The organism is Pontixanthobacter gangjinensis, assembly GCF_009827545.1.
Taxonomy (GTDB): domain Bacteria; phylum Pseudomonadota; class Alphaproteobacteria; order Sphingomonadales; family Sphingomonadaceae; genus Pontixanthobacter; species Pontixanthobacter gangjinensis.
Genome location: NZ_WTYS01000001.1, coordinates 886,988 through 899,026, shown reverse-complemented (window position 1 = coordinate 899,026; position 12,039 = coordinate 886,988). Strand labels below are relative to the sequence as shown.

The following is a 12,039-nucleotide window of genomic DNA, read 5'->3' as shown; positions in this document are numbered from 1 at the left end:
CTTACAGCCACTTCCATTTCCAGAACAAAATGATCTGCATCACCAGCACGGCACCGCACATGGCTACGACAATCCAGAATGCGTGCGGGCTATCAACGCCCGGCATTCCGCCGACATTAATCCCGAGTAATCCGGTAACAAAACCTAGCGGCAGGAAAATGGCTGCAACTATGGTCAGCAAATAGTTGGTACGATCAGACCGGGCGAGCGCGCGGGCGCGCAATTCATCCTGCAGCACCACTGCACTTTCCTTGCTGACATCAATATCGTCGAGATAGCGGCGCAGCCGGGCGATAGTCTCGGCAATTTCCCGCCGGTCATGGTCCTCGAACCATTCAGGAGCTTCGCGGCTGATTGCTTCCAGCGCGACATGCTGTGGCCCCATATGCCGCTGCAGGCCAAGGCAATTTCGCCGGATCATGGCGATCTTGTCGAGCATGGCGTCCGCGTGCTTGTCCGCGTCCATTTCTTCCAGAATATCGATGTGGTCGTTCATATCGACAATTGACGCGTTCATCCGCGCGATCATCTTCTCGGTGAGCGAAGTGACCAACGCACCGGCATCACACGGGCCCGTGCCTCGATCTATCTCCGCCAGCGTATCTCGCGGTGTCTGCAGCGGATCACGCCGCAGGGTAATCAGCCGGTTACCATCGCCCCAAACCTGCATCGACACCATGTCTTCAGGCTCGGCCCCGGGATTGAAGTTAATCCCGCGCAGCGTCGCGACCAAAGTATCGCCTTCGCGAAAGGCGCGCGGCCGGGTGGCGTCACTGGTTAGCAATTCTGCTGTCGGTTCTGGAATGCCTATTGCTTGTTGTAGCCAATCATAAATGCCCGGCTTGGTCCGGCAAAGGTGTAGCCACATGACTTCGCCCTCGGTTTCAGGGTTCCATCGCGGTATATCGGCCCACACAATTGACCGGCCGCCGCCTTTGCCGTCCAGAATTCTTCCGAACAGCAGCGCCGTATCGTCATGCTCTTCTTGTTGGTCGGTCTGGTCGGCAGTTGTGTTGTTCATCCAGTGCTTGTTGCCCACAATACCCTTGCGCGCAATCGCCATCATGCGGACTGGAAACCAATTTCCTACACTTCCACCGCTTGGTATATGGCAAATCTATGAAACCTGTCGCAAATCCTCAAAAAAGTCGCCATATAGCGGAGCGAGCAAGGCTCCGTCGTGGGCCGGGAATTTTGGACCTTGGGATGTGTTCCATGTGTTCCACTTGTCAGGAAACGAGCCTTTAGTATGAATGACATCCGCCCTTGGCGCACGATCGAACGCCGCCAGTGCCGCCAGATTATGGTCGGCAACGTTCCGGTTGGCGGCGATGCGCCAATCACTGTGCAGACGATGACGAATACGCCAACCGAAGATGCTGTCGCCACGCTCAACCAAATCCAGCGCTGCGAGGAAGCTGGCGCAGACATCATCCGTGTGTCGTGCCCGACCAAAGAAGCCACCGCCGCATTCGGCAAGATTACCAAGGCCAGCCGCATTCCCATCGTTGCTGACATCCATTTTCACTACAAGCGCGCGCTCGAAGCCGCGGATGCTGGTGCGGCCTGCCTGCGGATAAACCCGGGCAATATTGGCTCTAATGAGCGGATTGCCGAAGTCATCCGCGCAGCTAAAGCCAACGGCTGCTCAATCCGCATCGGAGTAAACGCTGGCAGCCTCGAGAAGGACTTGCTCGAAAAATACGGCGAGCCTTGCCCCGAAGCTTTGGTTGAAAGCGCGCTCGACCATATCAAGCTGCTACAGGATCACGACTTCCACGAATTCAAGGTTGCCGTGAAAGCGAGCGATGTGTTCCTCGCCGTCGCCGCCTATCACCAGCTGGCTGAAACGGTGGATTGCCCTCTCCATCTGGGCATTACCGAGGCAGGCGGCCTGATCGGCGGGACGGTCAAAAGCTCGATTGGCATGGGCAGCCTGCTGTGGGCCGGTATTGGCGACACGATCCGCGTCTCGCTTTCCGCCGAACCGGAGCGAGAAGTCAAAGTTGGGTTCGAAATGCTGAAGGCACTGGGCCTGCGCACACGCGGCGTTCGCGTTGTGTCCTGCCCCAGCTGTTCCCGGCAGGGCTTCGATGTCATCCGCACTGTCGAAGCGCTCGAAGCACGGCTTGAACACATCAAAACCCCGCTTTCGCTGTCAGTGCTCGGCTGCGTGGTCAATGGCCCGGGTGAAGCGCGCGAAACCGATATTGGTCTCACCGGAGGCGGCAATGGCAAACACATGGTGTATCTCTCCGGCGTGACCGACCACACCGTGCAAAGCGAAGATATGCTCGATCACATCGTCGAACTGGTCGAAGCAAAAGCGGCTGCGCTGGAAGCAGAGGCTGCCGAAGAAGCTGTGCCTGCTGTGTAATTCAATCCTAAGGAAATTTGCGTGCCGACAATGGAAACAGACTACCTCGTAATCGGCGCCGGCGCTGTCAGCCTCGCCTTTGTCGACACGCTGCTCGACGAAGATCCCGATTGTCATATCACCATGATCGATATGCATGCAAAGCCGGGCGGACATTGGAATGATGCCTATTCTTTCGTTGCCCTGCATCAACCATCAGCGTTTTATGGTGTCAATTCCATGGGTTTTGGTGACAATGTTGTAGACGATCACGGGCCGAACAAGGGTTTGTTCCCACTCGCCAGTGGCACCGAAGTCTCGGCCTATTTCTCCCATCTGATGAACCGCCGTTTTCTGCCAAGCGGACGAGTCAGCTACCATCCGTTATCCGAATATCTCGGTTCCGAAAACGGCACGGGCACGTTCAAATCGATCCTTTCGGGCAAAGAAACTTCGGTCAAAATTCGCCGCAAAACAGTCGACGGTACGTTCTACAAGACCTCGGTTCCCGCCACGCACAAGCGCCAATATGCGGTTGCCGAAGGCACGCCACTGGCAATCCCGGGCGAACTGCCCGACTTGTGGATGAAGGCGGACGATTTGCCCGGTCACTATGTGATTGTCGGCGCAGGCAAGACCGCGATGGATTCAGGCGTTTGGCTCCTCGAAGCCGGCGTTGATCCGGACAACATCAGCTGGATACGCCCCCGTGATTCGTGGCTGATCAACAGGACTTACACGCAGCCCGGAGAGGATTTCTTCGAGGCTGTCGTCCAGAACCAGATCGCCCAGCTGAAAGCCGCAGCCGAAGCCGAAACCGGCGATGAGATGTTCGAAATCCTCGGGCGCGATGGCTATATGCTCCGGATCGACGAGAGCGCTAAGCCGGAGATGTTCCACTACGCGACGATCTCGGAAGGCGAGGTCGCGCTGCTTCGCAAGATCAAAAACGTAATTCGCCATGGACGTGTTACCGCGATCGAGCCAGGCAAGATGATATTCGCCGAAGCGGAAGAAACCGTGCCCGAAGATGCGCTGTTCATCGATTGCACTGCAACTGCGGTGCCCTTCACGGAGGAGCGCCAGCACGGACCGCAATTCCGCGGCGATATGATCACCCTGCAGCCGCTGCATGTCCCCTTGGTTACTTTGAGCGCGGCAATCTCGGCCTTTCTCGAAGCCAATTTCGACGATGACGATACCAAGAATGCGCTTGGAACGCCCTCACCGCTAACCGATACCCCCAACACCTATCCGCTCGGTATGCTGACCAATTTCATGAACCGTGGTGCCTGGTCGCAAAACCCCAAGATTGCCGCGTGGCTATCGAAAGTGCGGTTGGACCCAACGGGCAGTACAATCCGCAAATTAATGGCCGAAGGCAGCCCGAAGCTAGCCGTGATGGGCGGTTTTCAGGAAGCCATTGCAGTGGGCATACCGGGCCTTCAACGTCTGGCCGTGGCTGCCAGAGCGGAGCACCAAGACCGATGAAAATATACGCTGCGTTGCTCGCCTGCTGTGCGCTCGCATTGCCGGGCTGCAGCTCCTTTGATCAGACTTCGCCAAATTCAATTGGCGCAGAAGCACATCCCGAAGCCCGTTTATATGACGCATTGCGCAACGCCAAAGTGGATGTTGATGCGGCACTTTTGAGCGCTGAAGCCGGCGGCAAACTGGTCATGATCGTCATGGGCGCAAACTGGTGCCACGATAGCCGCGCCTTTGCCGGATGGACCGAAACGCCCAAGATCGGCGGTCTGATACGGGAAGAATACGAATTGGTGTTTGTAAATGTCGGCATGCCGCAAACCAAAGACGGGCATAATCTGGACGTTGCAGAACGATTCGGCATAGAAGTTGTCGGCACGCCGACTGTTCTCATCGTCTCGCCAATCGGAGAACCGATTAATGCCGATACCGCAGGGACTTGGCGAAACGCGGCGACCCGCAGTGAGGACGAAATTTACGACGAACTGGCAGGCTACGCTAACGCCGTAGGATAGCATCTCCATGCTCCATGTCGTTCATCATGCCGATTACATGGCACCGCCGCCCGAACGCGGCACGTTCAAGTTCGACAAATACCAATTGGTGATGATGGAGCTGCGCAGCAGCGGAATGCCGATGACCGAGCACGCGCCGGAACCAATGCCGCGCGAATGGCTGGAGGCAGTGCATTGCCCCGACTATGTCGAGCAAGTGTTCACTTCGACCGTACCTAAGGAAAAGGAACGCCGTATCGGCTTCCCGGTCACCACGCACATTTCGAGCCGCGTGCGCCATACAAATGGAGGTACATGGCTCGCAGCCATGTTGGCAAAAGAGTTTGGATATGCCGCGAATAGCGCAGCCGGTAGCCATCATGCATTGTATGCCAGCGGCGCGGGCTATTGCGTGTTTAACGATTTGGCCGTGACCGCAAACAGATTGATTGCACAGAGTGATGCGCGGCGCATCCTGATCGTCGACCTCGACGTTCATCAGGGTGATGGCACCGCCAGCCTGACTGCGGGTCGCCAGGACATTTTCACGCTCTCCGTCCATGCGGAGAAGAATTTCCCCGTTCGCAAGGCCCGCTCCAGCCTCGATATCGGCCTCAATGACGAAGTGGGCGATGATGAATATCTGGCGGCTCTGGAACAGCATCTTCCCACCGTGCTGGATCAATTTGCCCCTGATATTGTTTTGTACCAAGCGGGTGTAGACCCGCATGTCGATGATAGGCTTGGGCGTCTTGCTCTAACTGACAGAGGATTGGAGCGCCGTGATCGTTATGTTATCAACGAGGCCCGCAAAAGGCGGTTGCCGATCGCAAGCGCGTTAGGCGGTGGGTACGGCGCCGACCAACGCGCGGTCGCTGCACGCCATGCTCGTTCGATGTTGGCGATGGCGGATGAAAATACGCGCTTTGGCGCTCAGAAATAGATGTCGATGTAATCTGTCAGGCCGTCGCACCGTTCAAATTCGCGTAGCCGGTAATATTTCCGGTTCTGGGTCATCGCGAACCGCCATTTCATTTTCATCTCACATATGCGCCCTGCGTCTGGTGCGTTGGCAATGCGGATTAGCCCTTCGAAAATGCAGTAATCGTCCCCAGCCTCGACAATTTTACCGTCAATCCAAAGCGTGCCCGGGCCATTCGCTTCTATCTGACCACCTGATAAGTAGGTCTCGCCGCCTCGATCGCGAACCATCGCAACACCGCGCTAGTCCCACCCGATCCATTGGAGCATTACGCCTGAATGCCTTCTTGAGCGTTGGAAGTTTCGATTAGGCTTAGGAGTGCTATCGGCAGCAAACATTTGCTTACAATTCCCATATCATCAAACCCCATTCACGAACCAGTTACCTGATGCTATGCTATAGTTAGAAACATGAACAGACGCGATCTCATCAAAGGCTCTCTACTGGTTGGTGCGACACTAGCCGTTCCAACCCGCCTTCCTGCTCAGGCACGCAATGGCTTGCCTCGCGATGCCAAATTGGCTGCAATCGCCAAGCAGGCACAAGCCAAGGCGGGCAGTATGCTGTGGCGTAACGATATCGTGGGCATCGCCGATTACGGCTTACATTCATCACAACCGCGCTTCCATTTTGTGAATCTAGAGGCTGGAACGGTCAATTCCCATTTGGTCAGCCATGGTGACGGATCAGATCCCGAACATGATGGCTGGCTCAATTGGTTCTCAAACGTGAACGGCTCGCATTGTTCAAGCAAGGGCACATACGCAACCTATGGCTGGTACACTGGCCGTTATGGAACTTCGATCCGGCTTGAAGGGTTGGAGGCAACCAATTCTAACGCGCTCGATCGGGCAATTGTAATGCACCGAGCCAAATATGCCGAGCGTACCCATCTGGAAAAATGGGGCCGATTGGGTCGTTCGAATGGATGCTTCGCGATGGGCGATGCGGACTTCAAGCTGGCTCTGCTGCAACTTGGCGGTGGACGCGTTATCCATGCCGATAGCCTAGGATTGCAAGAAGACGGAACTATCGTTGTCCCGCCAACTATCAACGCACCGATAGACCTGAAAATATTGCAACCTGAGAACCCGACCGGGATCGAGCAAATCAACCCCGGAGTTTATTAATAATCGGCGCTATCAGCTGTCACGCAAATTATCCTCGATCACGATCACCTGTTCGTCGGTTACGCGTGACCTGTTTGCTTTTCGTGGTGCATCCAGGCTCGCCAAAACAGCCGCATCGCGACCGTAAATATCCGAGAATGTAGTCAGCTCACCATCAATGTTTTGTGCCATTGTGAAATAGGTGATGTAGGCGGGCATGGTCTTTTGGAATGGCACTTTCGTATACACGCCCGATTTCAGCTTCTCGACGCCCTCATCGGCTGTCAGCCCTCCTTGCAAAATCGCCAATGCAATCGCCAACTCAGTCGCCCGTTCTGTGCGGATGCAGCCATGGCTCAGAGCCCGCGCATCGTTTTTGAACAAATGCCGTGACGGTGTGTCATGGAAAAAGATTGCATGTTTGTTGGGCATGTCGAGCTTCATCAGCCCGAGCGAATTACTTGGTCCAGGTTGCTGAACCACACTGACCCAGCCATTCGCCCCACGAGACGCCTTATAGCCGCGCGCGCGGCCCCAAGCCGGATTGGCCAGAACACGAGCACCCAGGCCTTCGCCCTTCACTATTGACTGCGGCACTGTCCAAGTCGGATTGAATATGACGCCCTCGACGCTCTCGGCAATTTGCGGCGTAGCGGTGCGGCCCGGCTTGCCCACCACGGTCCGGTAGGTCCGGATAATCTTGTCATTCACCGTCAGTCGCAGCTGAAATTCGGGGACATTGGTCATCAAATATTGGCCACCCAAGTCGCGCGCGAGCCAGCGCCATCGGTCCATGTTAGCGCGGATCAGTTTTTGACGCGCAGGATTGGTCGCCGGCGTCTTCGCCAGCTCTCCCTTCAAACGCTGATAGTCAGGATGCTCAGGCATGATTTTGGAAAGTACACCTGCCATATCGCCCGATTCGAGGGCCTCTGACATCAGCTTCTTCGTAGGATAACGGTCTTGGTCGGGATCAAACACAAACCATTGTTTGCGCGCATCCATTGGAGTGCGCCCGTCGCGCAAATCTTCCACGAGATATTGAAAAGATTTTGACGCGATTTCATTGAGCGCGGAGCTGGGCCCGGCTTCGATCGCAGCCCGCAGGCCGAGTAAATTATAGTCTGCCGGCTTTAGGCCTTCTTCGTCGACCCCCTCCACAATCGCAGCTAAAGCGCGCGCGTTTTCAATGCTCCAGCTTTGCAAGGCTGGGCTTTCGTCTTTCGCCATCGCATCAATACCGTCGAGGACCGCGTCAGACACAACCACATCATCTTCGGCGTCCACCGGAACGCTGGCAATTGCTGGTTGCTGAGGAATTAAGTTCTCCGGCGCTTTGGTAGCGCTGGATTGCGCCGCCAAGCCCACCGGCAAAGCAATTGTGGCGCTTGCCACGGCCAAAAGTGAAATCCGGAAAATCTTGCTGGTCGTCACGTCTTATCTCACCCTGTTCGCGCCAAAATAGTTCTCGGCGATTGATATGATTTGCCCCATTGCGAAGAATCCATCAACCATGATGGCTGACTGGGGGCTGAATTGCGGGCGAGTGGTGACGCAGCGCCACACAATGCCTATGCGAGTTCCATGTCTGAAAAGCACCTCGCCTACATGCCGTTTGCGGCTGCTCTGCTCGGCGTGTGTTTTCTGTCGGCAATGGATGCATTTATGAAAAGCGCCTCGCTGGCCGCCGGGGCCTACAGCGCGGCAATATTGCGCTCTGCGATCGGAACATTGATTATCGCGCCAATCTGGCTCGGGACCGGCGGAAAATGGCCGAAGCGTGCCGTGCTAAAAGTGCACATCTTGCGTGGAACAGTGTCCGGCTTCATGGCGCTCAGCTTCTTTTATGCATTGACCAAGCTGCCGATTGCCGAGGCGATTGCGATCAGCTTTATCGCACCCCTGATCACTCTTTATTTGGCGGCAATATTACTCGGTGAGGTAATCCGCCGCGAAGCTGTCTATGCATCGCTACTCGGCTTCCTTGGGACAATCATCATCGTAAGTGGCAGATTGGGAGCAGCCGATTTCGACATTGAAACCTTGAAAGGACTTGGCGCTATTCTGTTTTCGGCGATGCTTTACGCCTGGAATTTCATAATTATCCGTCAGCAAGCCCTCATCTCTAGTCCAACCGAAGCCACAACTTTCCATAGCGGCGTTGCGTTCAGCGTCTTAGCGGTTTTTGCCCCGTGGTTTCTGACAGTCCCGTCCCTTCCGATATTGGGCAGTATCTCGGCTGCTGCTGCTCTCACAGTGGCTGGAGCATTGTCGCTGACCTGGGCCTATGCACGGGCAGAGGCGCAGTATCTGGTCCCGTTAGAATATTCTGGTTTTCTGTGGGCAGCTTTGCTTGGATGGTACGTCTTTGCCGAAGCGATCACCATGACCACCGTTGCCGGGGCCATGATGATCGTAGTTGGTTGTCTGGTTGCGACCCGAAGGCGCCCTGAACAAAGCGCTATCTAGCAAGAGCCGTTTGGCTCACCGAAACTGAATGGATCGCGACTTGAGCCGCATTCGCAGGATTACCTGACAGGACAAACGCCAAATAGAAACAAGCGAGCATCGCAGTTGCTGCGCTAAAGACGGCCATACGCATCTGGTTGAGGGGTTGCACATGGCGCTCTCTATTCATGGTCCTGTCCAGTTTCCCATCTTTATCCATTCGACCAACTCGGTTGATGGTTAAGGAGGAATTGCGAAAGCCGCCAGTAAACATGTGTAACGCATTTAAGGCCGCCCATCCGTGATTTTGGGAGGTTGCGGACTTGACCAAACGGCATTGAAGTAGCAGGTGCGCGGGAGATATTTTGTCCGCTGAACGCCCGATTTGAAATCGGGAGCGCGCGGGCCCCATCCATGAAAGGATTACCCGCAGCATGACCCAGGTCGGCCAGGACACACTCGGAACACGCAGCACGCTCAAAGTGGGCGGCAAGGAATATGCGTATTACTCTCTCGCCAAAGCCAGTGAGACCATTGGCGATGTCAGCAAATTGCCGTTCTCGATGAAGGTTCTGCTGGAAAACCTGCTGCGTTTCGAAGATGGCGGATTTACCGTTTCAACCGATGATATTCAGGGCCTCGCCGATTGGCAGAAGGACCCGAAGACTGGTACCGAGATCCAGTATCGCCCTGCCCGCGTCTTGCTTCAGGATTTCACAGGCGTCCCCTGTGTGGTCGACTTGGCGGCAATGCGCGATGCAATTGGCAAGCTAGGCGGCGATACGCAAAAGATTAATCCGCAGGTTCCAGTTCATCTGGTGATCGATCACTCGGTTATGGTCGATGAATTCGGTCATCCCAAAGCGTTCGAACACAATGTTGAAATGGAATACCAGCGCAATGCAGAGCGCTATGACTTCTTGAAATGGGGCGCAAAAAGCCTCGACAATTTCAAAGCGGTCCCTCCGGGCACCGGCATCTGCCACCAGGTCAACCTTGAGCACATCGGCCAAGGCGTTTGGTCATCTGCCGGACCTGATGGCACAATAGTCGCCTACCCTGATACATGCGTTGGAACAGACAGCCACACCACTATGATCAACGGCCTTGGCGTTCTTGGCTGGGGCGTTGGCGGAATCGAAGCCGAAGCGGCTATGCTCGGCCAACCAGTTTCAATGCTGGTCCCGCAGGTTGTTGGTTTCAAGCTTGATGGCGCGATGCCAGAAGGCGTGACCGCAACCGACCTCGTACTCACCTGCGTCCAAATGCTCCGCGAAGTTGGCGTAGTTGGCAGTTTTGTAGAATTTTACGGCCCTGGCGTGTCAAACCTCAGCCTAGCGGACCGGGCGACTATCGCCAATATGGCACCAGAATATGGCGCAACGTGCGGCTTCTTCGGGATTGATGATAAAACTATCGAATATATGCGTCTAACCGGCCGCGATGAAGATCAAATCGCATTGATCGAAGCGTATTCGAAAGCACAGGGAATGTGGTTCGATCCGGCGAACGAGCCTGTCTTCACAAAGACCCTCAGCCTCGACATGGCCAGCGTCGTCCCATCGCTAGCAGGTCCCAAGCGCCCTCAAGACAAGGTTACGCTCCCCAATGTTGACGAGCTGTTCAACGGCGATCTGAAGAAGATCTTCAAGAAAGACGCTGCAGAGCGTGTCGCGGTAGAAGGCGAAGACCACGACATTGGCGATGGCGACGTTGTAATCGCTGCAATCACCAGCTGCACAAATACATCCAACCCTGATGTTTTGATCGCTGCCGGCCTCGTCGCGCGCAAGGCGCGCGCCAAGGGCCTGATGCCTAAACCGTGGGTCAAAACCAGCCTCGCACCGGGATCGCAGGTGGTCACAGACTACCTCGTCAAAGCCGGATTGCAGGATGACCTCGATGCGATTGGCTTCGACCTGGTCGGATATGGTTGCACTACTTGCATCGGCAACTCAGGCCCTCTGGCTGCACCGATTAGCAAAGCCATCAATGGTAACAACATCGTCGCTGCGTCTGTCCTTTCGGGCAATCGCAACTTCGAAGGCCGGATTTCCCCAGATGTACAAGCAAACTTTCTCGCTTCGCCGCCGCTCGTGGTCGCTTATGCTTTGCGCGGCACCGTCACGACCGACATGGTCGATACACCGCTTGGCCAAGATCAAGATGGCAATGACGTGTTTCTCAAGGACATCTGGCCCAGCAATCTTGAAATTGCCGATTTGCGCGCCAGCTCGATCGATCGCGGGATGTTCGAAACCCGTTATGCTGATGTCTATAAGGGCGATGAGCATTGGCAGGCGATCAATGTTGATGGTTCGGACACATACCAATGGCGTCCCGGCAGCACCTATGTCGCCAACCCGCCTTATTTCGATGGCATGGATATGACCCCTGCCCCGATCACCGACATCAATGATGCAAAACCGCTCGCTGTGCTTGGTGATTCGGTCACCACCGACCACATCTCACCAGCTGGTGCGATCAAGCAAGACAGCCCCGCTGGCGAATATCTCATGAGCAATCAGGTCGCGAAGGCTGACTTCAATTCCTATGGCTCGCGTCGCGGTAACCACGAAGTGATGATGCGCGGCACCTTTGCCAATATCCGCATAAAGAACGAAATGGTTCCCGGTGTTGAAGGCGGCGTAACCACCTACAATGGCGAACAGATGGCAATTTACGACGCTGCCATGAAGCACAAGGCCGATGGCACCCCATTGATCGTTATTGGCGGCAAGGAATATGGAACTGGCTCCAGCCGCGATTGGGCTGCAAAGGGGACCATTCTTCTTGGTGTCCGCGCTGTGATCGTCGAAAGCTTCGAGCGTATTCACCGTTCCAACCTTGTTGGTATGGGTGTGCTTCCGCTCCAGTTCAAAGACGGCGACACCCGCGAAACGCTTGGCCTAACCGGCGAAGACAGCTTCAGCATCCTCGGCCTCGCAGACCTGACACCGGGTCAGGATGTCGAAGTAGCTGTGACCCGTGCTGATGGCACGAGCTTCAGCTTCACCGCGCAGTGCCGGATCGATACCGCCAACGAAATGGAATATTACCGCAACGGCGGAATCCTCCACTACGTGTTGCGCAAATTGGCTGCTTGAGCCGAACGGCAATTATCAAGAAAGGCGCTGGTCTTTGATCGGCGCCTTTTTCGTT

10 protein-coding genes are annotated in these 12,039 nt (G+C 55.6%); 7 read left to right on the top strand and 3 right to left on the bottom strand.

The annotated features are described in order from the left end of the window. Position 1: 1 nt before the first annotated feature. Positions 2-1,021 carry a zinc transporter ZntB gene (locus GRI36_RS04250; RefSeq protein ID WP_160599048.1) on the bottom strand — a complete coding sequence of 340 codons (1,020 nt, stop codon included), beginning with the start codon at positions 1,019-1,021 and terminating at the stop codon, positions 2-4. Positions 1,022-1,249: 228 nt separating this feature from the next. On the opposite strand from GRI36_RS04250, the gene ispG reads away from it, so the two are divergent. The 4 genes from ispG to GRI36_RS04230 are packed head-to-tail and all read left to right on the top strand — an operon-like array spanning position 1,250 to position 5,281. Continuing rightward, positions 1,250-2,377, top strand: a complete 1,128-nt coding sequence (gene ispG / locus GRI36_RS04245) for a flavodoxin-dependent (E)-4-hydroxy-3-methylbut-2-enyl-diphosphate synthase (protein WP_160597332.1) — start codon at positions 1,250-1,252, stop codon at positions 2,375-2,377. 30 nt (positions 2,378-2,407) lie between these two features. Next, on the top strand, positions 2,408-3,847 hold the full coding sequence (locus tag GRI36_RS04240) for a hypothetical protein (RefSeq protein WP_160599047.1): 1,440 nt from the start codon (positions 2,408-2,410) through the stop codon (positions 3,845-3,847). Then, positions 3,844-4,359, top strand: a complete 516-nt coding sequence (locus tag GRI36_RS04235) for a thioredoxin family protein (RefSeq protein WP_160597331.1) — start codon at positions 3,844-3,846, stop codon at positions 4,357-4,359. The genes GRI36_RS04240 and GRI36_RS04235 overlap by 4 nt, the downstream gene beginning before the upstream one ends. A gap of 7 nt (positions 4,360-4,366) precedes the next feature. Next, the gene (locus tag GRI36_RS04230) at positions 4,367-5,281 is read left to right on the top strand and encodes a histone deacetylase family protein (RefSeq protein ID WP_160597330.1); all 915 of its coding nucleotides are present in this window, start codon (positions 4,367-4,369) and stop codon (positions 5,279-5,281) included. Here the strand turns inward: GRI36_RS04230 and GRI36_RS04225 are convergent. After that, complete coding sequence (locus GRI36_RS04225) at positions 5,272-5,550, bottom strand: hypothetical protein (RefSeq protein WP_160597329.1); 279 nt, start codon at positions 5,548-5,550, stop codon at positions 5,272-5,274. The genes GRI36_RS04230 and GRI36_RS04225 overlap by 10 nt on opposite strands. A gap of 180 nt (positions 5,551-5,730) precedes the next feature. Between GRI36_RS04225 and GRI36_RS04220 the strand changes: the two genes are divergently transcribed. Further along, positions 5,731-6,450, top strand: a complete 720-nt coding sequence (locus tag GRI36_RS04220; protein WP_160597328.1) for a murein L,D-transpeptidase catalytic domain-containing protein — start codon at positions 5,731-5,733, stop codon at positions 6,448-6,450. Between the two features lie 12 nt (positions 6,451-6,462). Here GRI36_RS04220 and GRI36_RS04215 read toward each other — a convergent pair whose 3' ends face one another. Continuing rightward, positions 6,463-7,863 carry a L,D-transpeptidase family protein gene (locus GRI36_RS04215; protein WP_328598347.1) on the bottom strand — a complete coding sequence of 467 codons (1,401 nt, stop codon included), beginning with the start codon at positions 7,861-7,863 and terminating at the stop codon, positions 6,463-6,465. A 150-nt stretch (positions 7,864-8,013) separates the two neighbouring features. Between GRI36_RS04215 and GRI36_RS04210 the strand changes: the two genes are divergently transcribed. Beyond that, the gene (locus tag GRI36_RS04210; RefSeq protein ID WP_202392116.1) at positions 8,014-8,898 is read left to right on the top strand and encodes a DMT family transporter; all 885 of its coding nucleotides are present in this window, start codon (positions 8,014-8,016) and stop codon (positions 8,896-8,898) included. 413 nt (positions 8,899-9,311) lie between these two features. After that, on the top strand, positions 9,312-11,984 hold the full coding sequence (gene acnA, locus GRI36_RS04205) for an aconitate hydratase AcnA (RefSeq protein ID WP_160597327.1): 2,673 nt from the start codon (positions 9,312-9,314) through the stop codon (positions 11,982-11,984). Positions 11,985-12,039: the final 55 nt, after the last annotated feature.